Source organism: Nocardia sp. NPDC041819, assembly GCF_055590505.1.
Genome location: NZ_JBVJAP010000002.1, coordinates 679,394 through 702,140 on the forward strand (window position 1 = coordinate 679,394; position 22,747 = coordinate 702,140).

Below are 22,747 nucleotides of genomic sequence, written 5' to 3' on the forward strand. Positions count from 1 at the left end.
CCGAGGAGGCCGGGCTCGCAGCCACCCGCTCAGTAGCTCGACCGATGATGGCCGGGCGCCGCATTTCGATCGCGCTGCGCGCAACCCGTGAGCACCCGGCCGTGGTGCGCGATCGTGAGCTGATGACGACCACCGAGGCGAAATCCACTACCGACTCCGAACTGGATGCGATCTTCGGCCCGATATTCGACCGGATCGCCCAGGGCGCCGTAGCGCGAGAAATCGATCGCACCCTGCCCTACGACGAGGTCGGCGAGCTGCGTGCGGCGAAATTCGGCGCGCTGCGCGTTCCGGTCGAGTCCGGCGGATACGGCGTCACCGTCCGGCAGCTGTTCCGGTTGCTCATCGAACTCGCCGCCGCCGAATCGAACCTGCCGCAGGCGCTGCGGGTGCACTTCTCGTTCGTCGAGGACCAACTGCTGGCCGACCAGGGTCCCGAGCGGGAACGCTGGTTGCGTGCGGTGGCCGAGGGCACGCTGGTGGGCAACGCGATCACCGAACCGGGCGTCGGCGCGGTGGACCGCTACCGCACCACGCTCACCGAAGACGGCGGACGGTGGCTGCTCAACGGTGTGAAGTACTACAGCACGGGATCGCTGTACGCGGACTACATCCTGGCCGCCGCCGACCGCGACGGTGAGCGCGTCGGCGTCCTGGTGGACGCGCACGCCGAGGGAGTGCGTCAGCACGACGACTGGGACGGCTTCGGCCAGCGGCTGACGGCCAGCGGCACCACCGAATTCACCGACGTGGTGGTGACCGAGGATCGGATTCTCGGTCCCGGCTACGGCGCGCCCGGCCCGACCTACGCGACCTCCTATCTGCAACTGGTCCAGCTCGCGGTGCTCGCGGGCATCGCCAAGCGCGCCGAGCGCGACATCCGGGAGTGGGTCGCGGCGCGAACCCGCGGCTACACGCACTCCACCGCCGACCTGCCCAGGCGCGACCCCCTGGTGCAGCAGGTGATCGGGCGCCTCTCGGCGGCCGCGTTCGCCGCCGAAGCCAGTGTGCTCGCCGTCGCCGACGTGCTCGACGAGGTGCTGGCGGGCGGCGCGAAGGACGAGAGCGCCCTGGTGGCGGCCGAACTCGCCGCGGCCCGGGCGCAGCTGGCCGTCATCGACCTGGTGCTGCCCGCCACGTCGCTGCTGTTCGAAGTGGGCGGTGCTTCGGTGGTCGCCGAACGGCTGCGGTTGGATCGGCACTGGCGCAACGCCCGCACCATCTCGGTGCACAACCCCGCGATCCAGAAGGCGCGGGCCATCGGCGATCATCTGCTCAACGGCGCCGACCTGCCGTTCGCGTGGAGCGCGGGGGAGCGCACCGGGGGAGCGGCGCAGTGACCCGCCGCATCCGGTTCAACGCTTTCGACATGAACTGTGTCGCCCATCAGTCACCCGGGCTGTGGCGGCATCCCGCCGACCAGTCGTACCGCTACAAGGAGCTGGGCTACTGGACCGAGCTGGCGAAGCTGCTGGAACGCGGCCGTTTCGACGGCATCTTCATCGCCGACGTGCTGGGCACCTACGACGTATACGGCGGCAACGACATCGCCGCGCTGCGCCAAGGCGCGCAGATTCCGGTGGCCGACCCGCTGCTGCTGGTCTCCGCCATGGCCGCGGTGACCGAGCATCTCGGGTTCGGCATCACCACCGGCACCGGCTTCGAGCACCCGTACCCGTTCGCGCGGCGGTTGTCGACGCTCGACCATCTCACCGGCGGCAGGCTCGGCTGGAATGTGGTGACCGGCTATCTGCCCTCGGCGGCGCGCAACTTCGGCGCCGCCGACCAGCTCGACCACGACGAGCGCTACAACCAGGCCGACGAGTACCTCGAGGTGCTGTACAAGCTGTGGGAAGGCTCATGGGAGGACGACGCGGTGGTCCGCGACGCGACCGCGGGCGTCTACGTCGACCCGGCCAAGGTGCACCACATCGGTCATCGCGGCACGCACTACACCGTGCCGGGCATTCATCTCTCGGAGCCGTCGCCGCAACGGACGCCGGTGATCTACCAGGCGGGAGCCTCGCCGCGCGGCGTGCGTTTCGCGGCGGAGAACGCGGAAGCCATCTTCATCGCCGGTCCATCGAAACGGGTGCTGGCGCAGACGGTCGCCCGGATCAGGGACGCGCTGGAAGCGGCAGGCCGTGCCCGGGACGCGGCGCGCGTCTACGCCCTCGCGACGATCATCACCGACGCGACCGACGAGGCGGCACGGCGCAAGCACGAGGAGTACCTGTCCTACGCCAGTGTCGAAGGCGGTTTGGTGTTCATGTCCGGCTGGATGGGCATCGACCTGTCCCGCTACGACCTCGACGACCCGATCGGCCAGGTGGAGAGCAACGCGATCCAGTCGGCGGTCGCGGCGTTCCAGGAATTCGACGACGACGGCCGGGAGTGGACCGTCCGCGATATCGGCAAGTGGGCCGGGATAGGCGGCATGGGTCCGGTGTTCGTCGGCTCCGGGGAGACGGTCGCCGATCTGCTCCAGGAGTGGGCCGCCGAGACCGATCTGGACGGATTCAACCTGGCCTACGCGATCACCCCGGGCTCGTTCGAAGACATTGTGCAGCATGTCGTTCCGGTATTGACCGCCCGAGGCGCCTACACCGAGGAATACGTGCCGGGCACCCTGCGCAATGCGCTGTTCGGCGCGGGTGACCGGTTGCCCGCGGAACACCGCGGCGCGAGCTACCGGTTGGGTGGCGCCGGCTCGACCGCTTTGCCGGACGCGGTTTCGCGAGCGGGGGCAACGGCCGAGACGCACTCGTAACGTAGTCGGACGGCGCCGGAAGCCCCCCGGTCCGGCGCTGCCCGGCGACGCGATCAGAGAGCGGCGAGGAATATCCCGGCTACCGCCTCCAGCCCCGCTCGATCGATGTCATCGAAACGGGCCGGCCGCGGACTGTCGAGATCGAAAACCCCGATCAGATCCCCGTCCCGGACCAGCGGCACGACAATTTCCGAACTCGTGTCGGCATCACAGGCGATATGGCCGTCGAACGCGTGCACATCCGGCACGAGTTGGGTGGTCCTGGATTCGGCCGCGGTGCCGCACACGCCTTTTCCGAGCGCGATGCGCACACACGCGGGCTTGCCCTGAAACGGGCCGACCACCAATTCCCGCCCGTCGTAGAAATAGAAACCCACCCAATTCACATCGGGTAGCGCGTGGAATACCAGCGCGGAGAGATTGGCGGCGTTCGCGATGCGGTCGGTCTCGCCCGCGACCAGCGCCTCGGCCTGCGCGGCGAGCTGTCGGTACTGCTCGGGGCGGTCTCCGGTCAGATCGGCGGCGACGAACGACATGGCCCGAATGGTACGCGCTCGGAATTCGCTGTCTGCCCATTCATTCTCGGTGATCGCAACACTCTGCCCGCACCTGGCGGGCATCGCATCATCCCTGCATGACATCGCAGCAATCCGTTTCCCGTTCCACTCGTTCGGCCGCGGTTATCGGCGCCGGACAGACCGGCGTCACTGCGGCGCTAGGACTTCTCGACGCCGGTTTCGACGTCACCATCTACAGCGAGCGCGATCAGCGCTCCTTGCGTGACGATGTGCCCGCCACCGGCACCGCGCTCGAATTCGGTGAGACCCAGCAGGCCGAGGCCGCGCTGGGATTGGACAGCTACACCGCGCGGGCGCCCCGGCACACCGGCCTGAGTGTGCGCATCGCCGGACCCGGACCCGATCGTCCCGAATTGATCCAATTCGACGGTCATTTCGACGGATACGTCGGCGTGGCGGTGGACACCAGGCTCAAGGCCGACGAGCGGCTCACCGCGTTCCTGGAGCGCGGCGGCCGGTTCGTGGTCGAGCAGGTGACGCCGGAGACGCTCGACGGCATCGCCGCCGCCAACGACCTCACGTTGGTCGCGACCGGACGTGGCGGACTGTCGGACCTGTTCCCCGTCGACGCGCGGCGCACCCCCTACGACGCGCCGCAGCGCTCGCTGCTCACCGTCACCGTGACCGGAATCGGGCACGACGAGAACGTCTTCGCCCATCGCAGCGTCGCGGGCGGCGCGCACAGCGGCTTCTCCATCCTCGCCGACCAGGGTGAAGGGTGGTGGGGCCCCTATCTGCACAAGGACGCGGGGCCGAGCTGGGCGTTCCTCGGCTGGGCGCGTCCCGGCAGCGACTGGGAGAAGCGTTTCGCCGCGGCGGACTCCGCCGAGTCGGCGCACCGCATCGTGCAAGACCTCTACCGCGACTACATCGACTGGGATCTGCCGGAGGTGCTGGCCACCAAGACCATCCCCGAGGACCCGCACTCGTGGCTGAAAGGCGCGGTGCGCCCGGTGGTGCGGTCGGGTGTGGGGCGCACCGCGGGCGGGCACGTAGTCGCCGCGCTCGGTGACACCGCCATCGCCTACGACCCGATCGCCGGGCAGGGCGCGCAGAGCGGCCTGATCCAGGCTCAGCGGCTGGTCGCGGCGGCCGCCGTGCACGAAGGGCCGTTCGACGAGGCGTGGATCGAGCGGCAGTACGCGGCGTTCCTGGCCGCGCGCGCGGACGCCGCGAACAAGGTGACCAGGCTGTTTCTGAGTGATCCGGAGCTGGGCGAGATCGGCAACGCGTTCTTCGCGGCGGCGGCCGTCGACCCGGCGTTCGCCTCGGCGCTGGTCGGCCTGCTGCATCGCCCGCAGCCCTTCCTGCCGGTCGACTCGCCGGAAGCGGTCAACGAGTTCATCACGCGGGTCACCGGCGAGGACGCGGCCGCGCTGCTGGGCCGTTTCGCCCCCGCGGGCAAGTTCGCCAGGTCGAACTATTCGCCCGCACTCGCCGACGCCTGATCCGAATCCCACAGATTCAAAATCTCGTACCAACCGGGGACCGGTGCTGGAGTGGAAGGAGCGCCGGACGCCTGCGTGGCGTCCGGCCTCCGATTCCGACGGCTACCCCCGATAACCATGGAGCAGCTATGACCACGGAGCAGATCGCCGAGCAGATCCGGTTCGCCTACTGGGTGCCCAATGTCAGCGGGGGACTGGTCACCAGCGACATCGAACAGCGCACCGGCTGGGATTTCGAGTACAACAAGAAGCTCGCGCGGACCGCGGAGAACAACGGCTTCGACTACGCGCTGTCCCAGGTGCGCTACACCGCCTCCTACGGCGCCGAATACCAGCACGAATCGACCTCGTTCAGTCTCGCGCTGCTCGGCGCGACCGAACGGCTGAAGGTCATCGCGGCCGTGCATCCCGGGCTGTGGCACCCGGCGGTGCTGGCCAAGTTCGGCGCCACCGCCGATCACTTGTCCAACGGACGGTTCGCCATCAACGTCGTCTCCGGCTGGTTCGCCGGAGAATTCACCGCGCTCGGCGAGCCGTGGCTCGAGCACGACGAGCGCTACCGGCGCAGCGCGGAATTCCTCGAGGTGATCCGCAAGATCTGGACCGAGGACAACGTGAACTACGGTGGCGACTTCTACCGCATCCGGGACTTCACCTTGAAGCCCAAGCCGTTGAACACCCCCGAACGCCCCAATCCCGAACTGTTCCAGGGCGGTAACTCGACCGCCGCCCGGCGCAACGGCGGGCGCTACGCCGACTGGTACTTCTCCAACGGCAAGGACTTCGACGGCGTCACCGAACAGCTCGACGACCTGCGCGCCGTCGCCCGCGCCCACGACCGCGAGGTGAAATTCGGGCTCAACGGCTTCATCATCGCCCGCGATACCGAAAAGGAGGCCCGCGATACCCTGCGCGAGATCGTCGCGAAGGCGAACAAGCCCGCGGTGGAGGGTTTCCGGGACGCGGTGCAGCAGGCGGGCGCGTCCACCAAGGACCGCAAGGGCATGTGGGCCGACTCGACGTTCGAAGACCTGGTGCAGTACAACGACGGTTTCCGCACCCAGCTGATCGGTACGCCGGAGCAGGTGGCCGAGCGGATCGTCGCCTACAAGCAGCTCGGTGTCGACCTGATCCTCGGCGGCTTCCTCCACTTCCAGGAGGAGATCGAGTACTTCGGCGCGAAGGTGCTCCCGCTGGTGCGCGAGCTGGAAGCCGCGCAGCGGCCTGTCGCGGCGGTGAACTGATGACCGCGGTCGCCGCCGATCGCATCCTGTCGGCGGCACAGGCGTTCGCGGTCGCACAGCGGCTGGCGGCGGACTTCGCGCCGGGGGCCGCGGACCGCGACCGGGATCGTGTGCTGCCGTACGCGGAGGTCGATCGGCTGGCGGCCAGTGGTTTGCTCGCGATCACCGTGCCCGCGGCCTACGGTGGCGCGGATCTGCCGCCGAGCGCGGTCGCGGAAGTGACGCGCATCCTCGCCACCGCCGACCCCAATATCGCGCAGATCCCGCACAGCCACTTCGTGTATGTGAACCTGCTCCGGCTCGCGGGCACTCCGCAGCAGCAGGAGCGATACTTCGGCCGGGTGCTCGACGGTGGGCGCATCGCCAACGCGCAGTCCGAGCGCGGCGGCGCGACCGTCGCCGACATAGCGACCACGTTGCGGCCGGTCGATGACCGATTCCGGGTCGACGGCGTGAAGTACTACTGCACCGGATCGCTGTTCGCCGACCTGTTCGCGGTGCTGACCCGGCTGGACGATCCCGACGAGCGCAGCGGCCTCGAGCCCGGTGAGTACATCGCCTACCTGCCCGCGAACACTCCCGGTGTGCGCGTGGTGGACGACTGGAACGGGCTCGGGCAGCGCACCACCGGCAGCGGAACAGTGTCCTTCGACGAAGTGCTCGTCGACCGTGACCAGGTGATTCCCCGCTCCGGCGCGGTGCGCGCGCCCACCGGTTACGGCGCTTTCGCGCAGTTGCTGCACGCCGCCATCGATACCGGCATAGCGCGCGGCGCCCTCACCGCGGCAACGGAATTCGTGCGCACGAAGAGTCGTCCATGGTTCGAGGCGGGGGTGGCGAACGCGGTGGACGACCCGCTGTTGATCCAGCGCTTCGGTGAGTTGTCCGTCGCGGTGACCGCCGCGGAGGCGACCCTCTCGTCGGCCGGATGGGCGTTGGACGCGGCCATCGGGATCGATCCGAGCGTCGCGAACATCGCCACGGCGTCGCTGGCCGTCGCGACCGCCAAAGTGCTCGCCGACCGCGCCGCCAACGACGTGTCCGCCGCGTTGTTCGAGGTCAGCGGAACGCGCAGCGCGGCGGCCGATCTCAATCTGCACCATTTCTGGCGCAACGCGCGCACGCACACCCTGCACGATCCGGTGCGTTGGAAGTACCAGCACATCGGCAGGGCTCTGCTGCACGACGCCGCGCCGCCGCTACACGGTGTGATCTGAAAGGAGACGAAATGACAGTCACTGTCGTCGTCGGCAATCCGAAACCCGCCTCCCGCACGCTCACCGCGGCCACCTCGGTCGCCAGGGGACTGCGTCCGGAGGTGGAACCCACCGTGATCGACTTGGTCGAGTTCGGTCCCGCCCTGCTCAGCTGGGGTGACCCGGCCGTGGCCGAGGCGGTGCGCACCGTGGCGGGCTCGGAACTCGTCGTCTTCGCCAGCCCCACCTTCAAGGCGACCTACACCGGTCTGCTCAAGCTGTTCCTCGAACAGTTCGAGGGCGGAACCGGCCTGGAAGGCGTGCTAGCGGTCCCGGTGATGCTCGGCGCCGGACCGGCCCACGCCCTGGCGCCCGACCTGTTGCTCAAGCCCGTGCTCGTGGAAATCGGGGCCACCGCCGCACTGCCCGGGCTCTACCTGTCCGATCGCACATTCGCCGAGGATGGCGTCATCGACCGGTACAGTGGTCGGTGGCGTTCGGTCGCCCAGGCACTGGCCCACAGCTCGAAGGCTGCGAATCATGCATGACCTGTTCGAATTCCCCGCCGACGGAGCCGGTCTGCGTCGCGCGTTCGCGAATTTCCCCAGCGGTGTCGTCGCGGTGTGCGCCGAAATCGACGGAACGCCGCACGGTCTGGCGGTGAGCACGTTCGTTCCCGTCTCGCTGGACCCGCCCCTGGTCTCGTTCTGCGTGCAGAACTCCTCGGCCACCTGGCCCAAGCTCGCCGCCGCGAGCCACCTCGGCCTGAGCCTGCTCGGCACCGACCAGCAGGCCGCCGCCCGCACGCTGGGCACCCGCGACGGCGACCGCTTCCGCGACATCCAACTGCACCGGGGGTCGGGCGACGCCGTGTTCATCGACGGCGCGTCCGCTTGGATCGAGGGCGTTCAGGAGGCGCACGTCCCAGCGGGCGACCACGCGGTCGTCATCCTGCGTATCCACCGCATCGCCACCCGCACCGACGTCGACCCTCTCGTCTTCCACGGCAGCAAGTTCCGGCGGTTGCACGCCGAAACGGCGAACGGGGCGGCCTGAATCGCGGGTGAGAACCGCCCGGCGACCGCTTCCGGGCGCGTAGGGTGATGCTGTAGCGCTGTCGGCGGTTCCCGAGGTGGCCCGTGAAGATCCCCGATCATCCGAGAGCTCTGAGCGAGAGCCGGATTCGGCGCGAACGGGCCGCGGCCGCGATCGAGATGCCGCACGTTCGCGCGCTCAATCAGCTGGTCGATCGCATCGAAGCGGATACCCGTTTCGAAAATCTACCCTACATCGATCCGCTGTTCGGCGGTGTCGAGGCGGAGCTGTTGTTCGTGCTGAAAGCCCCCGAGGGCGACGCTGATCCCGACCTGCTCGACAGAAGGTTTCTCAGCTGGGACAACGATGACGTGGGTGCGGAGAACTTCTTCCGCACAGGTGCCGCGACCGGTCTGGACCGGGCGCGGTGTACCGCCTGGAACGCCTGTCCGTTTCCGATCACGGGTGGCGCCCCCTCCCGTTTCGAACTCGGCAGGGCCGCGCCGTACACGCGCCGAATGCTCGAACTGCTTCCGCGGCTGCGCGTGGTCGTCCTGCTCGGCCGTCCGGCACAGCATGCCTGGCGGAAAATGTCGTTGACCGGCGCGGATATCCACTTGGTGCACGGAGCCTCGCCTTCTCCGCCCGGCATCAACCATCCGGACAATCGCCGCAGCTTCGAAGCGGCGATCCGCACGGCCGTCCGGTTGCTCGGCTGAGGGGCTTTGCTCCGGTAGTCGCCGCTGTGGGAGACTCGTGCGTCTCCCTCGGAAAGGTCCTGGTCGTGACGCTCGGTATGGTTCTCGGTGATTCCTCGCGCACTTCGGCGCGGGTGTAGCCAAACCAGGTGATTCCTGTGCGGTAGCCGCACAGCTCTGTTCGCGACCCTGCGGCGAAGTGCTCGTCGTGCCCATGCACGTTCGATCACGAGGAGTTCGTGGTGTCCACCGTTTCCTGGACCGAAGACGACATCTATACGACCGCCCGCTGGCATTCGGCGAATGGCGCGCCGCCACCTGACCCGGTCGTGGTGGTGAACGACCGCACGACCGCCGCCGCGGCTTGCCGGCTGGCGCGAACGGGAACCGGCCTGCTGTGGCGCGGTGATTTCCACAATGCGCGGCAACTGCTGCGTGCGATGGGCCGACGGGTGGACCGGAAGGTTCCGCCGGGCGATGATTCGGCCGAAGCGTTCCGGCGGTATCGCGCGTCGCGTCGTCGGCGCGCGGAAGTGCTCGGCAAGTTGCTCGTGCTGCTGGAAGACGACTATTCCCTGGCGCTGCGCCGCGCACCCGACGTGCGCCGCGCGTGCACCGAGGCGTACGGCCTGCCGCAGGGGCGTACGGTGGTCGCGCTCACCGAACTGCTCGGCGTGCTCGGTGCGGCGCAATGGCGAGAGAAGGGCGTGTACGTGCCCGCCCTAGGCGACCATATCCATCCGCACTACGGCGTGTTCTCCCCGGTGCGGGGCGAGTACGTCGACCTCGTCGCCACCGCGCCCCTACCCGAACGCGCCGATACCGCCTTCGATCTCGGCACGGGAACCGGCGTGCTCGCCGCGATCCTCGCTCGACGCGGGTGCCTCCGAATCATTGCCACTGACAAGAGTTTTCGCGCACTTACCTGCGCTCGTGCCAATCTCGACCGGCTGGGCCTGTCCTCCGTTGCCGTGAAAGGCCCCGCTCTCTTCCCGGACGGCAAGGCCGACCTCGTGGTGTGCAACCCACCTTGGCTCCCCGGCACACCCACCTCGGCCCTGGAAAGCGGTGTCTACGACGAGAACTCGTCCATGCTGCACGCCTTCCTCTCCGGCCTCCCCGCCCACCTGAACCCAGGCGGCGAAGGCTGGCTGATCCTCTCCGATCTCCCCGAACACCTCGGCCTGCGCACCCGCGAGGAACTACCCACCCGCATCACGGCCGCCGGCCTCCGAATAGTGGCTCAAATGGACACCCGCCCCAGCCACGGCCGGGCCCACGACCCGGATTCCCCGCTCGCCACCGCCCGCGCCGCCGAAACAACGTCCCTCTACCGCCTGGTGCCGCGTTGAGCGGCACATGACGGAGGGGTCTCTCGCGATTCGCCTCAGCCACGTGCGACTCGATAGATGAGTGCCTACCGGTCGAGGTTCCTCTAGCGTGGTTGGGATTTGCCGGGTGATCGCCCGGCGGCCGACACCTCAACGCAGACGATCGAGTGCGCCGCGGCGCACTCGATCGGGTTCTGTCGTTCTCACATGGTTGGGTGATCTGGTTCGTGGTCGCCGTAGCGTCGGGGGCCGGGTGCGGCGGTGGCGAGTTCGGTTGCCGCCTGTTGCAGCGCCACCGCCGCCGGATGCGCAGCACCGAGCAGGGCCGCTACTTCCTCGTAGATCGGTTGGACCTTGTCCCGCAATTCCCGGGACTTGCTCACGTCAAAGTTCGGCACCAGAGATCCTTCTCATCGGCTCGGGCATTGGCTGATCGGTACCTCGCGCGTTCTCGAGTGGTCGCTGAACACGAACGGGTTGCCCTGGATGCGGCCTGTCACGCTCATACTGACACGCCAGGTGCCCGCGTAACAGGCTGCGCTCACCTCGTACCTCCTGGATTTCGGCGGGGTCGCCGGGATCGCGGCATCGGTGATGTGCGCGGCGTTCACCCACCTACCGCCCTGCTGGTATTCCAGCGCCAAAGTCAAGATGTGCTCTTCGGGCGGCCCGTCGCACTGGGCGACACCGTCTCCCGTGATCTTCGGCGGGTACACCGACGGCCGACTGTAGGTGAATTCGAAACCGCAAGATTTGGCAGCGATGAACTGCGGGTGAGCGCTGGTCGTAGCCCCGGCCGGTGCGGTGCCGAGCACCGCAGAGCAGAGGAGCCCGACGAGAATTATTGCGTTGAAGCGAGACAGCATGGGATTCCCTCATTCTTTCTTCTACCTGAGCGACCTGCGCGCTCAGTACTCCCGTGAGGTGTCAGGTTTCATCCGGCCCGCGCTTATCAGGACTTGCCGTGCCGCCGCCTTACGTCGGCACTCGTCTGCGTTGCACCCGCGATGCCGCTGCATTGCCATGTGCGCCTCGTGGATACCGAGATCCCGCTCCGGCGCATCGTTCTGAAATCCCCTAGCCCACACCGTGTTGTCCATTCGCTGCTCAGCGACGCGCGCCTCGGCGGCCTCGCGGTCGGCGGGAGCCTGCCACCACATCGAGGCCGCGACTACCGGCACCATGACCACGAGCGCGGCGCCGAGACCGATTGCGAAGGTGACCCACCCGTTCACTCGGCATCACCCTCGTGCGGCTCCGATGCGCCGAACGTCGGACCGACGCTGAACTCTTCTCCCGGCGTGCCGTCCTCATCGACCAACACCCATGTCTGCGGCTTGTCCACAGCCATCCACAGCGGACCCTCGGTGCGTGCGATAGCGAGCTTCGCCGCGTCGTCGGCCTCGAATGCGGCGCGCACGGCGTCCAACGCGGGCGAATACTCGTACTCCATCGCTCGCCCCTCCGGAGACTGGACGTGACGGGGGATGTTTTGGACGGGCGTAACGACACTGCACACCGCGGTGATCGCGTCGATCACCGGCTCCGCCATGTGGCGCTGGTCCGCGATCACCACTGCCGCGGCACGGTGGCGGTGGATCCGGGCAAGTAACCACGTGGCGGGTTCGGGCTCGACCTCGTCACCGGGCGTGAATATTTCGATGAGCGTGTGGCCCACTCGCTCGGCAAGTTCGCGGATCGTCGTTGCGTCTCGCAGGGGGTCCGTTGCCAAATCCTTTCGCAGGAACCCGATCGCCTTTGCGGTCATACCGTCCTCACTGCTGGGTGCGTTGGTGTGCACCCGGCGCCGGGGCTCTCGCCATCGGCTGGCAGCTCAGTGCTGCCGATGGGCTGGCATCACCCGGCGCCGGATGCATAGATCAAGGACACGTCGAGTGGGCGCCCCGCCATAAGGCGTGCATGCTGGGCGGGCGTGTGCACACGGGGTGTGCACGGGCGCGAATTCATGGCGTGCCAGGCATTTCGCGTGCCACACTCCGGAAATGGGACGGCAGCCCAAGCAGCCCAACACGCAACTTGCCGAACTGCTCGAGGAGACGGGCCTACCGAACAAGGCGCTCGCCCGCAGAGTCGTCGAGCGCGGCCGCGCGGTCGGCGTCGAGTTGCGCTACGACCACACCTCGGTCGGGCGCTGGCTGGCAGGCGAACAACCCAATTCACCAGGGCCCGAGTTGATCGCGGAGTGTCTCACTGAGGTCGCGGGCCGCCGGGTTACCGCTGCCGACTGCGGGATGGCCGGCGGAGGAGAGGGGGCCGATCTCGGACTGGAGTTCTCGTTGAGTCTCGCCGAGGCGACCGCTTCGGCAACAGCGCTGTGGAGGAGCGATGTGGAGCGCAGGCGGTTCCTAGTCGGCGCATCGTACGCAGTCGCGGTCTACCCGGCCGCGTCGATGCGGTGGCTGACCTTGCCGGGACCCGAGCACCCGGTCTCCGCCGGAACTCGTCGTATAGGACAGGGCGACGTCGATGCCGTGCGGACCATGACAACTGCGTTTCGAGACCTCGACAACCGTGTCGGTGGGGGCAAGGTGCGCTCGACGATCGTCCACTACTACCTACACAGTTCCGTTGCCCCACTGCTGCGCGGCAGCTACAACGAGCGCATCGGGCGGCAGCTGTTCGCCACCACTGCCGAGCTCACGAAGCTGGCGGGCTGGGCCGCCTACGATCTCGAGGAACATGGAGTCGCGCAGCGCTACCTCATACAGGCGTTGAGGATGTCGCGCGCCGCGGGCGACGCCGGACTCGGCGCGGAGATCCTTGCAGCGATGAGTCACCAGGCGACGTACGTCGGCCGCCCGGGCGATGCCGTCGACCTCGCCCGCGCCGCGCAGATCGCAGCTCGAAACGCCGGCTTGGCCGCGCTCGAATCCGAGTGCCTGATGGTCGAGGCGCACGGCCACGCCGCGCGATTAGACAAATCGTCTTGCGCAACATCTTTGAACGCAGCTGAACGCGCGTTCGGCCGCGGCGATTCCGGTCGGCCGGAGTGGCTGAACTACTTCGACGGCGCCTACCTGTCGGCCAAGACCGCTCACTGCTTCCGGGACCTGGGAGACCTTGCCCGGGCGGCTCGCTACGCCGAGCAATCCCTCGACATGTCCGACGGCTATCTGCGGGGTCGAGCGTTCAACCTGTGCCTGCTCGCATCTGCCGTCGCGGATGTCGACCCGCATGAGGCGGCGCGCATCGGCGGCGAGGCGCTCGAACTGGCGGGCGGACTCGAGTCGCGACGCAGCTATTCCTACCTTCGCGAAGTCCGGTTCCGACTCGCTCCGTACGACGAACTCGATGGCGTTGCGGAGTTCCGGCGGCGGGTGGTCGCCGCGACTAGAGCGACAGAGTGAGAGCGCGATACAGCGCGACGACTGTTGCTGCGCCGACGATCTCCCCGCTGTCGATCATCGCGATCGCCTCGGATAACGGGATCCAGTCGATCCGTTCGGCCTCGTTGATGTCCGGCGGGTTGTCGGTCAGATCGGCGCCGTGCGCAAGGTAAATCTGCTGCGGTTGGTCGAGCGTGCCGATCGCTGGCTGGTAGGTGACGAGGTGTTCCATGGTGCGCGGACGCCAGCCGGTCTCTTCCTCGACTTCGCGAGCCGCGGCGAGTGCTACGTCCTCGGCACCGTCGACGTAGCCTCCGGGTAGTTCCCACACCCATCGGTCGATGATGAACCGATGCCGGTACATCAGCAGGGCTTCGCGCTTCTCGTTCAAGACCAGTGTCATTGCGCATCGCGGCATCCGGGCGACGTACTGCGTGAACCTCACGCCGTCAGGCAATTCGACGTCAACGGTAGAGAGTCGGATGTGTCGGTTCTCGTCGACGAGGTGCTCGCCGTGGATAGTCCACTGGGTTCGGCTCACATGTCGAAGGTAGCAACCAAAGACCACAGCGGGGATCGCGAGCAACTCTTCCGTGTGCTCTGACCTGGGGTGATTCGACCGATTCCGGTGTGCCGCCACTACCGAATGCCCATTGGGTACAGTGCCCACTCGACCGCTGATCTCAAAAACAAACCCGCCCTGATCAGGGCGGGTTTTGCGGTGGAGCCGATGACGGGAATCGAACCCGCGCTGTCTGCTTGGGAAGCAGAAGTTCTACCATTGAACTACATCGGCAAGGTACCCGAGACTTTAGCAGACGACGAGCGGGTGCGGTAAAGGCCCTGGTAGACGGCTCTGACCTGCGGGGATGTCCTTCCGATACGAGTCGGTGGTGAGGGAGAGCTGATCTTGCGTTGAGCCGCGTTCGGCGGCGTTCGGGCGGGTTCCTTCACAAAATCCCTCCCAAAATCCTCCCAAAAACCAGCTCTGGAGATCCCTGGTCGAAGGGGTCTCGAGCTGTGCGCTATCAACCGGTAGCCAGCCCGTTGCGGAAATTCTTCGCCGGAAATCGGCGTGTTGCGCGGTCGGGCGCGGCGCGGACGCGTGAAAAGCTCGCTCACTCAGGGCCGCTGAGTGCGGTCGAACGCTCCGGCCGCGACACCGTCCGAGGGCGGGTTGATCCGCGTGTGCTCCGAGACGACCGACGATCTCGGGCGCGCGAAAGGGATTGCGGAGGCCGGGATCACGCGCCTGCTCGAAGAGATGGCCGAGCCGCGATGACGCGCGCAATCGGCGGCCTCGGGTCCATCAGCCGGGCCGGGCCGCGCCTATTTCCGGTGTCTGGCCGTTCGATCTCGAATCGGGCTGCTGACGAGCTGCTCGGACCTCAGTACGGCCGCCGGGTAGCTACTCCGGACTAGTCTGCTCGATGGCCGGAGGAGTCACGGTCTTGTCCGTCTCTCTGCTCGAAAGGTGGCTCCTGGACGCGCCCGGCTCGCCGGACATCAAATGCCGATGAACAGTCAGGCAAAGGATGAGCCACAGCGCGCCGAAGCACCAGCCGCCGACGACGTCCGTGGTCCAGTGGACGCCGAGATAGATGCGGGACAGGCCGACCGCGGCGACGAACAAGGCGGCGACGATCGCCGTGCCCGCTCGGAGGGCGGGTCCGTGGATGCCGGGCAGCGCGACCACCAGAACGATGCCGACCACGACGAACGAGCCCAGGCTGTGCCCGGACGGATAGGCCTGGTTGGACACGTTGATCAGGTGTTCCTCGACGGGCGGGCGGTCCCGGTCGGTCAGCCGTTTGCCGCCGCGCACCAGTAACCCACCGCCGAGCCCGGTGATCGCGACGAGCGCCGCCGACGTCCAGCGCCGCCGCCAGGACAGCACCAGGCAGGCGGCGGTGGCCAGGGCCGTCATGGCGAGCGTGCCGCCCAGCACGCTGACGACCACCGCGACCGGGGTGAGTGCGTCGCTGCGGTGCGTGATCGCCCAGTCGGCGATGCCGCGATCGACCTCGCCGGGGCCGCCGCCCCCGACCACGCCTGCCGTGAGAACCGCGGCGCACACCACCAGCAACGCGGTGAGTATCACGATGACGTTCCGGATGCGGGAGGAGGTCACCACTCCACGTTGCCACGCCGGACGCTGCGAGGTAACCCGGTCCGCTTCCCGCCCCGGATGACACCGGCGAGGTCGGCGAACACCAAAGCGATCCGCGCCGGCGCCAAGTGCTTCCTGCGCCGGGGCGACAGCGTTGGGTACGGCGGATGTATCCGAGGCCGACCATCGTCACGTTGTGGCCTGGGCCTCTCGAGGGAGGCGATGACAGGGGTCGGCCATCCTGTGACGACCGCCACTGCCAGTCGACACTCCGAGCGCAGGTCGGCGGATCAAGCGCCGCATCTCCGACGCGGATAGACCTCAGAACTTGCTGTAACCGCCGTCGATCAAGAGAGTATCGCCGGTGTGGTAGGCGCTGGCGGGGCTGGCGAGGTAGACGGCGACGGATTCGAAATCGCTCGGCAGGCCCCAGCGGCGAACCGGGATCCTCGGGTGGACGCGCTCGCGGAAACGGTCCCAGGCGAAGGCCCCCTCGGTCATCGGCGTCTCGACCCAGCCGGGCAGCACCGAGTTCGCGCGGATGCCGTGCTTGGCCAGCTCCACCGCGATCGAGTTGACCATGGCGATCAGCCCCGCCTTGCTGGCCGCGTAGGACTGTCCGCGCGGAACACCCTGCTGGGCGGCGAGGCTCGCGGTGGCGACCAGGCTGCCGCCCTCACCCTGGGCGAGCATGACCTTCGCCGCTTCGCGCAGCGTCACGAACGCGGCGTCGAGGTTGAGGGAGGTGACCCGGCGGAATTCCGCGAGATCGGTCTCCACGAACGGGATGAAACCCTGACTGACACCGGCGTTCACGAAGCAGGAGTCGATGCGGCCGAGTTCGGCGGTCGCGCGCCCGAAGGTGTCGATCACCTGCTGCTCCTCGCCCACGTCGCAGCTCAGCGCCAGCACGCGGCCGCCGAAGGCGGTCAATTCGGCGGCGGCGGCCTCGTTGCGCTCGGCGTTGCGGCCGACCACGCAGACGTCGGCTCCGGCCTGCGCGAGCCCACGGGCGAAGCCGAGACCGATGCCGGAGTTACCTCCGGTGACGACGGCGACGTGGCCGGTCAGGTCGAACAGCGAGCCCTCGGCCATGGTTCATCCCTTCGATCGCGGGCGGCGCCGCCCGAATGAATGCGAGGATATCGCCCTCTCTATATCACTGTGCGGCTGAGGAGCCCCGGCGAGCAGGCGCTACGCTCGTCGCGTGCTGCTTTCCGATCGTGACATCCGCGCGGAGATCGCCGCTGGGCGTCTCGGGGTCGAGCCACTGCTGGAGAACCTGATCCAGCCGTCGAGCATCGACGTGCGCCTGGACCGGATGTTCCGGGTGTTCAACAACACCCGCTATACCCACATCGATCCCGCGAAGCAGCAGGATGAGCTCACCAGTCTGGTCGAGCCGGCCGACGGTGAACCGTTCGTGTTGCACCCCGGCGAGTTCGTGCTCGGCTCCACCCTCGAGGTGTGCACGCTGCCGGACGATCTGGCCGGACGGTTGGAGGGCAAGTCCAGCCTGGGCCGATTGGGCCTGCTGACCCACTCGACCGCGGGCTTCATCGATCCCGGGTTCAGCGGGCACATCACGCTGGAACTGTCCAACGTGGCCAATCTGCCGATCACGCTGTGGCCCGGTATGAAGATCGGCCAGTTGTGCCTGCTCAGGCTGACCAGCCCGGCGGAGCATCCGTACGGCAGCGCCGTGGCGGGTTCGAAGTATCAGGGCCAGCGCGGGCCGACTCCGTCGCGGTCCTATCTCAACTTCCCGATTCCGGCCGCCGCGATCGACGCCGCCGAAACACGCTGACCGCCGGGTCCGCTTCGTCGACTGTGGAGGACAAGCGGACCCGGCGGACGGCAGCGGGGATCTGACCGCGGAGGTGATCAGTCCCCGCCGCCCGCTCCCACCGCGAGCGCCGTAGTGAGGATGACGGACAGCGGTGGAAGCGCGTCGCCGCGGCTCGGTGGGTTGACCCAGAAGCACCCTTCCCGGGTCCAGCGACCGAGACCAGTCGGCAACATCACGGCGCTGCCCACGGCGGGCAGGCCGATATCCAGCCGATTGAGCACCTCGAGCACCTGTGGCCCCGGTCGACTGTCGGGCTCGGCGAGGAAACTCCATCGGATCTGCCTGGCCAACATGGGACCCCTCGTCCCCTGCTGTTCCAATGCGACGCGGACCTTTTCGGCACGCGCGGTCGGCAGGTGGACTACGCAGACGCGACTGGTGACCGGCAGCATGGCGAAACCGCCACGCTCGGTGACCGGCAACCCGAACTCGTGCCGATAGAACGCCACCCAATCGTCCACGGTCCTGAGCTTCTCGACATTCACGGCGAACTCCTTGCCTTCCGACTCAATGTTCGCGGCCCGCAGCGTGATTGGGTATCGCCCGTCAGCCCGCTTACCGCTGCCCTTCCACTGCCATTGATGCCGGTCACATTTCAGCTGTGGCCGTGCTCACAATCCGCTCGTACTCTGGAAGGGGTTCGTTCGGAAGGGATGGCACCGTGGTCAGGCATTGGTCAGGCAAAGAGGCCCGCGCCCTTCGCGATGCCAAGCGGATGAGCATCAGGGAATTCGCCGCCCATCTGGGTGTGCACGAACGCTTGGTGTCGAAGTGGGAAGCCGGGGGCGTCCGGGTTCATCCACGACCGATCAACCAAGCCGCTCTGGATACCTCACTGGCCAGGTCCGACGATGTGGTGCGAGCCCGGTTCGCGGCTTTGATCGATCAGCCCTCGAGCGATCGAGCCGTCCCGCCGGGATTCGACGCGCGCGCCGACGCCTCGGCGCGCGTTGATTATTCGAGTGACGCGGACCTTTTGGCTCTCATAGACGCCGGTGCGATGAGAGGTGTTGCGTTAGCAGCGATTTCGGAGAGGGATCTGATCATGGCGGCTGCCCACGAGGCCAGCGAGCACGCCGGCAAGGCCGAGAGCACCAATGTCGGTGCGAGCACATTGGAACAGCTCGACGCGGATGTGGTGCGCATCGCGAACGACTACGTGCGTATTCCGCCGGTGCCGATGATGGTGGACATGGTGCGGGTGCGACGCCGGGTGTACCGATTGCTGGAAGGCCATCAGCGGCCCGCCGATACCGGTCATCTGTATCTCTTGGCGGGCACGCTCTCGGGTCTGCTCGCCAACGCGAGCACCGACCTGGGCTATTACGACGCGGCCGGGGAGCAGGTCCGTGCCGCCTGGGCCTACGCGGAGCTGTGCGGGCACAACGGGCTTCGCGCCTGGACCCGCGGCATGCACGCGCTGATCGAGTATTGGTCGCAGCGCCCCCGCCGGGCGGTTCAGCTCGCCCAGAGCGGGCAGGAGTTCGCCGAGTCGGCGACCGCACAGGTGCGCCTGCTCAACATCGAGGCGCGCATCTGGTCGGCGCTGGGCAGCGCCGCGGACACCGATCGCTGCGTCCGGGCGGCCGACGACGCCCGCGAGATCGCCGCGACCGACACCTTGCACGACGAAGTCGGCGGGGTCTTCGGGTTCAACGACGCCAAGGCCAATTACTACGCCGGCGCCACCTATATCCACCTCGGTCAGGCGGAACGCGCGCTCGGCGCCACGCAGCGGGCCATCGAGCTGTACTCGAACGGGCCGTCCGAACAGCGCTCCTACGGCGCGGAAGCCTTGGCCAGGGTCGACTGCGCGGCCGCCCACCTGATCAACGGCAGCCTGGACGGCGCGGCCGAGGCGCTGCAACCGGTGCTGGGGCTCGACGAGGACAAACGCATCGCGCAGCTCGAGGAGAGGCTGACCGATATGCGCAGGGGGATCGCGGCCCCGGCCTTCCGCGACTCGGTCGAGGCGCGCCGGTTGGACGAGCGGATCGAGGAATTCTGCGGCTCCACCGCGGCGAAGGGCATCCCGCCGGGGGGCCCGGCCCAGTGAGTGACGTGTCACACTTCGCTGTGCCCGGGACGCCGTCGCGGGCGCGGAGCCCGGGGACCAGCTCGGAGTGACGGTTTATCCGGTTGCGACGGATGGCACCATGGGACGGGTGAGTCCTCATCATCCGCACCGCCCCCCGCGTGTTCTGGAGCAGTCCACGAAGCTCCAGAACGTCGTCTACGAGATCCGTGGACCGGTACACGCGCACGCGGCACGGCTGGAGGCCGAGGGCCACCGCATCCTCAAGCTCAATATCGGCAACCCCGCCCCATTCGGGTTCGAGGCGCCGGATGTGATCATGCGCGACATCATCGCGGCGCTCCCGTACGCCCAGGGTTACTCCGAGTCCAAGGGCATCCTGTCGGCGCGGCGCGCGATCGTGACCCGCTACGAACTCGTGCCCGGCTTCCCCGAACTCGACGTGGACGGCGTCTACCTCGGCAACGGCGTCTCCGAGCTGATCACCATCACCATGCAGGCCCTGCTGGACAACGGCGACGAGGTGCTGATCCCGGCCCCGGACTACCCGCTGTGGACCGCCATGACCAGCCTGGCCGGCGGCACTCCCGTGCACTACCTGTGTGACGAGGCCAACGGCTGGCAGCCCGATATCGCGGACATCGAATCGAAGATCACCGACCGCACCAAGGCGCTGCTGGTGATCAACCCGAACAATCCCACCGGCGCCGTGTACTCCGCCGAAGTGCTCCAGCAGCTCGCCGACCTCGCGCGCAAGCATCAGCTGTTGCTGCTCGCCGACGAGATCTACGACAAGATCCTCTACGACGACGCCAAGCACATCTCACTGGCCACCATGGCGCCCGACCTGCTGTGCCTGACCTTCAACGGGCTGTCCAAGGCCTACCGGGTCGCGGGCTACCGCTCGGGCTGGCTGGCGATCACCGGCCCGAAGGAGCACGCGGCCGGTTTCCTGGAGGGCATCGACCTGCTCGCGTCTTCGCGGTTGTGCCCGAACGTGCCCGCGCAGCACGCGATTCAGGTCGCACTCGGCGGTCATCAGAGCATCGAGGATCTGATCCTGCCCGGCGGCAGGCTGCTCGAACAGCGCGACGTCGCCTGGGAGCGGTTGAACATGATCCCCGGCGTGTCGTGTGTGAAGCCGAAGGGCGCGCTCTACGCGTTCCCGAAGCTGGATCCGAACGTCTACGAGATCTACGACGACTCCAAGCTGATCCTGGATCTGCTACTGCAGGAGAAGATCCTGATGGTGCAGGGCACCGGCTTCAACTGGCCCGATCACGACCATCTGCGGATCGTCACGCTGCCATGGGCCCGGGATCTCGCGGTCGCGATCGAACGCTTCGGCAACTTCCTCGCCAGCTATCGCCAGTAGTGAGAAGTTGGCGGCGAACCATATAATCGCCCGGCTTCTAGTCGGTAAACAAACTCCACGTACGGATACATGTCGGGTTTGGCGACTAACTAGCGCAAAAGAAGTACTTTTGTGTACAGTGGTTCTCGGCACTCTGAGTGCCTGGTCGGATTGCCTACCCCCCCTGGGCACATCCGGCCTCGGGTTAGGCCGCCTACCCCCCTGGGCCGCCTGCCCTGCGGGCGGCGGAGACATCCCCCTGCTCTCCGCCGCCCCCTCTAAAATCCCCTTTCTTTTCGATCGGATCGCTCTGACCGTGTATCCAGTGTGTTCGGTGACGCCGCGACGGTCTTGAAAATGAAATCCTTTAGGCTCGCTCCGGGCAGAACCACATCTGACAGGTAGGAGCGCGGTGAGCGACCACCACCACCATCACCACGATCATTCGGGGCCGATCGCGATCGGCGCGACCGCGGCGCGCGTGGTCGTCGGGCTACTCACCGTGATCGGGGTCGTCGTCGTCATCGCCGCGATCGTGCTGTGGCCGAGCAAGCAGCACATCGACATCCCGCTGCCGATGCAGAACGCGGGCGGCGGCGCGGTGCAGACCGAAGCGGGCACCGTGGTGCTGCAAGATGTCGGTCCGTGCGGCAGTCCGTCGCTGGGCAAGGTGTTCGTCGAGAAGCCCGAACCACCGCGCAGCACCGCCTACACCTGCCAGCGCAGCCTGATCTCGATCGAGTCCGGGCCGCACAAGGGCAACCGCACGTTGCTGGAGATCGCCCCTGGCCCAGGGCAACCCGACCTGCACGCGGGCGACGAACTGCGATTGGTCCGCCAGACCGATCCGAGTGGCACGCCGCTGTACTCGTTCGAGGACTACTCACGCGGTATGCCGCTCACGCTGATCGTCGTGGTCTTCGTGGTGGTGATCATCGCGGTGGCGCGCTGGCGCGGCGTCCGTGCGCTCTTGGGCCTGGTGTTCGCTTTCGCGGTGCTGGTGCTGTTCCTGCTGCCCGCCTTGCTGGACGGCAAACCCGCGATCCCGGTCGCGTTGGTCGCGGGCTCCCTGATCCTCTACGCGGTGCTGTATCTCGCCCACGGGGTGAACCTGCGCACCAGTTCGGCGCTGCTCGGCACGCTGACCTCGATGCTGCTCGCCGCCGCGCTGTCCTGGCTCACCATCGAGATCACTCATCTGACCGGTCTTTCCGAGGAACAGAACACGAACGTCGCGACCTACATCGAGCACGTCAGCATCACCGGCCTGCTGCTGGCCGGGTTCATCATCGGTTCGCTCGGCGTGCTCAACGACGTCACGATCACCCAGGCGTCTGCCGCGTTCGAGCTGGCCGCCCTCGACGAATCGGCGTCCCGGCGCGAGGTTTTCGCCGCCGCCATGCGCGTGGGCCGCGACCACATCGCCAGCACCGTCTACACGCTGGTGCTGGCCTACGCCGGTGGTGCGCTGCCGCTGCTGCTGCTGTTCAGCGTGGCGGGACGGTCGATCCGCGACGTGCTGACCGGTGACGCGGTGGCCATCGAGATCGCGCGCTCGGCGGTCGGCGGTATCGCGCTGGCGCTGTCGGTGCCGTTGACCACGGGCATCGCGGTGCTGCTGGCCCGGCCGTTCAAGGCCAAAGAGCCCACACCGCCCCCGCGTCCGCGCCGAGCCAGGCACGCCAGGGCCTGACTTCGCCCGGCCTCCGCGCGGATTCCGGCGGGTCAGCGCTTGGACTCCGGCGGCGATCC

The 22,747-nt window shown here is 67.6% G+C and carries 23 protein-coding genes and 1 tRNA gene; 14 read left to right on the plus strand and 10 right to left on the minus strand.

The features are described from left to right. Positions 1–122: 122 nt before the first annotated feature. Positions 123–1,340, plus strand: coding sequence for an acyl-CoA dehydrogenase family protein (locus tag ACZ6DL_RS09855; protein WP_466050162.1), 1,218 nt, complete (start codon positions 123–125; stop codon positions 1,338–1,340). Beyond that, positions 1,337–2,770 carry an LLM class flavin-dependent oxidoreductase gene (locus ACZ6DL_RS09860; protein WP_466050163.1) on the plus strand — a complete coding sequence of 478 codons (1,434 nt, stop codon included), beginning with the start codon at positions 1,337–1,339 and terminating at the stop codon, positions 2,768–2,770. The genes ACZ6DL_RS09855 and ACZ6DL_RS09860 overlap by 4 nt, the downstream gene beginning before the upstream one ends. Positions 2,771–2,823: 53 nt before the next feature. On the opposite strand, the gene ACZ6DL_RS09865 is transcribed toward ACZ6DL_RS09860, so the two are convergent. After that, the gene (locus ACZ6DL_RS09865) at positions 2,824–3,306 is read right to left on the minus strand and encodes a GAF domain-containing protein (RefSeq protein WP_466050164.1); all 483 of its coding nucleotides are present in this window, start codon (positions 3,304–3,306) and stop codon (positions 2,824–2,826) included. Positions 3,307–3,404: 98 nt separating this feature from the next. On the opposite strand from ACZ6DL_RS09865, the gene ACZ6DL_RS09870 reads away from it, so the two are divergent. From ACZ6DL_RS09870 to ACZ6DL_RS09900, 7 genes are all read left to right on the plus strand, one after another. Continuing rightward, on the plus strand, positions 3,405–4,796 hold the full coding sequence (locus ACZ6DL_RS09870; protein ID WP_466050165.1) for a styrene monooxygenase/indole monooxygenase family protein: 1,392 nt from the start codon (positions 3,405–3,407) through the stop codon (positions 4,794–4,796). Between the two features lie 128 nt (positions 4,797–4,924). Then, positions 4,925–6,040: a dimethylsulfone monooxygenase SfnG gene (gene sfnG, locus ACZ6DL_RS09875; RefSeq protein WP_062972959.1), complete on the plus strand. Its 1,116-nt coding sequence runs from the start codon at positions 4,925–4,927 to the stop codon at positions 6,038–6,040. Continuing rightward, complete coding sequence (locus tag ACZ6DL_RS09880; protein WP_466050166.1) at positions 6,040–7,257, plus strand: SfnB family sulfur acquisition oxidoreductase; 1,218 nt, start codon at positions 6,040–6,042, stop codon at positions 7,255–7,257. The genes sfnG and ACZ6DL_RS09880 overlap by 1 nt, the downstream gene beginning before the upstream one ends. Positions 7,258–7,268: 11 nt before the next feature. After that, a complete protein-coding gene (locus ACZ6DL_RS09885) occupies positions 7,269–7,784 on the plus strand; it encodes an NADPH-dependent FMN reductase (protein ID WP_393232226.1) in 516 nt (171 codons plus the stop codon). Continuing rightward, positions 7,777–8,292, plus strand: a complete 516-nt coding sequence (locus tag ACZ6DL_RS09890) for a flavin reductase family protein (protein ID WP_063052777.1) — start codon at positions 7,777–7,779, stop codon at positions 8,290–8,292. The genes ACZ6DL_RS09885 and ACZ6DL_RS09890 overlap by 8 nt, the downstream gene beginning before the upstream one ends. A gap of 83 nt (positions 8,293–8,375) precedes the next feature. Then, a complete protein-coding gene (locus ACZ6DL_RS09895; RefSeq protein ID WP_466050167.1) occupies positions 8,376–8,990 on the plus strand; it encodes a uracil-DNA glycosylase family protein in 615 nt (204 codons plus the stop codon). 221 nt (positions 8,991–9,211) lie between these two features. Beyond that, on the plus strand, positions 9,212–10,321 hold the full coding sequence (locus tag ACZ6DL_RS09900) for a methyltransferase (RefSeq protein WP_466050168.1): 1,110 nt from the start codon (positions 9,212–9,214) through the stop codon (positions 10,319–10,321). 182 nt (positions 10,322–10,503) lie between these two features. Here the strand turns inward: ACZ6DL_RS09900 and ACZ6DL_RS09905 are convergent, their stop codons facing one another. Genes ACZ6DL_RS09905 through ACZ6DL_RS09920 form a run of 4 tightly spaced genes read right to left on the minus strand, consistent with a single transcriptional unit; the run spans position 10,504 to position 12,068 of the window. Further along, positions 10,504–10,698, minus strand: coding sequence for a hypothetical protein (locus tag ACZ6DL_RS09905; protein WP_466050169.1), 195 nt, complete (start codon positions 10,696–10,698; stop codon positions 10,504–10,506). Between the two features lie 12 nt (positions 10,699–10,710). Next, positions 10,711–11,166, minus strand: coding sequence for a hypothetical protein (locus ACZ6DL_RS09910; protein WP_466050170.1), 456 nt, complete (start codon positions 11,164–11,166; stop codon positions 10,711–10,713). A gap of 42 nt (positions 11,167–11,208) precedes the next feature. Beyond that, a complete protein-coding gene (locus tag ACZ6DL_RS09915) occupies positions 11,209–11,535 on the minus strand; it encodes a hypothetical protein (RefSeq protein WP_466050171.1) in 327 nt (108 codons plus the stop codon). Next, a complete protein-coding gene (locus ACZ6DL_RS09920; protein WP_466050172.1) occupies positions 11,532–12,068 on the minus strand; it encodes a hypothetical protein in 537 nt (178 codons plus the stop codon). Before ACZ6DL_RS09920 ends, ACZ6DL_RS09915 begins: the two co-directional genes overlap by 4 nt. 235 nt (positions 12,069–12,303) lie before the next feature. On the opposite strand from ACZ6DL_RS09920, the gene ACZ6DL_RS09925 reads away from it, so the two are divergent. Beyond that, on the plus strand, positions 12,304–13,668 hold the full coding sequence (locus ACZ6DL_RS09925; RefSeq protein WP_466050173.1) for a hypothetical protein: 1,365 nt from the start codon (positions 12,304–12,306) through the stop codon (positions 13,666–13,668). Here ACZ6DL_RS09925 and ACZ6DL_RS09930 read toward each other — a convergent pair. The 4 genes from ACZ6DL_RS09930 to ACZ6DL_RS09945 form a co-directional block, all read right to left on the minus strand. Next, positions 13,652–14,188: an NUDIX hydrolase gene (locus ACZ6DL_RS09930; RefSeq protein WP_466050174.1), complete on the minus strand. Its 537-nt coding sequence runs from the start codon at positions 14,186–14,188 to the stop codon at positions 13,652–13,654. The genes ACZ6DL_RS09925 and ACZ6DL_RS09930 overlap by 17 nt on opposite strands. Positions 14,189–14,369: 181 nt before the next feature. Then, positions 14,370–14,443, minus strand: a tRNA-Gly gene (locus tag ACZ6DL_RS09935). A 612-nt stretch (positions 14,444–15,055) separates the two neighbouring features. Then, positions 15,056–15,778 carry a phosphatase PAP2 family protein gene (locus ACZ6DL_RS09940; protein ID WP_466050175.1) on the minus strand — a complete coding sequence of 241 codons (723 nt, stop codon included), beginning with the start codon at positions 15,776–15,778 and terminating at the stop codon, positions 15,056–15,058. 300 nt (positions 15,779–16,078) lie between these two features. Continuing rightward, the gene (locus tag ACZ6DL_RS09945) at positions 16,079–16,852 is read right to left on the minus strand and encodes an SDR family NAD(P)-dependent oxidoreductase (RefSeq protein WP_466050176.1); all 774 of its coding nucleotides are present in this window, start codon (positions 16,850–16,852) and stop codon (positions 16,079–16,081) included. 112 nt (positions 16,853–16,964) lie between these two features. On the opposite strand from ACZ6DL_RS09945, the gene dcd reads away from it, so the two are divergent. Further along, entirely contained in the window at positions 16,965–17,564 is a 600-nt protein-coding gene (gene dcd, locus ACZ6DL_RS09950) for a dCTP deaminase (protein WP_063052788.1), read from the plus strand. A gap of 77 nt (positions 17,565–17,641) precedes the next feature. On the opposite strand, the gene ACZ6DL_RS09955 is transcribed toward dcd, so the two are convergent. Then, positions 17,642–18,091, minus strand: a complete 450-nt coding sequence (locus ACZ6DL_RS09955) for a hypothetical protein (protein ID WP_466050177.1) — start codon at positions 18,089–18,091, stop codon at positions 17,642–17,644. Positions 18,092–18,651: 560 nt separating this feature from the next. On the opposite strand from ACZ6DL_RS09955, the gene ACZ6DL_RS09960 reads away from it, so the two are divergent. The 3 genes from ACZ6DL_RS09960 to ACZ6DL_RS09970 all read left to right on the plus strand — a co-directional run bounded on the left by ACZ6DL_RS09960 (position 18,652) and on the right by ACZ6DL_RS09970 (position 22,688). Next, a complete protein-coding gene (locus ACZ6DL_RS09960; protein ID WP_245549136.1) occupies positions 18,652–19,662 on the plus strand; it encodes a tetratricopeptide repeat protein in 1,011 nt (336 codons plus the stop codon). 100 nt (positions 19,663–19,762) lie between these two features. Next, positions 19,763–21,016 carry a pyridoxal phosphate-dependent aminotransferase gene (locus ACZ6DL_RS09965; RefSeq protein WP_040870789.1) on the plus strand — a complete coding sequence of 418 codons (1,254 nt, stop codon included), beginning with the start codon at positions 19,763–19,765 and terminating at the stop codon, positions 21,014–21,016. Positions 21,017–21,407: 391 nt separating this feature from the next. Then, complete coding sequence (locus tag ACZ6DL_RS09970; protein ID WP_466050178.1) at positions 21,408–22,688, plus strand: YibE/F family protein; 1,281 nt, start codon at positions 21,408–21,410, stop codon at positions 22,686–22,688. Positions 22,689–22,747 lie beyond the last annotated feature (59 nt).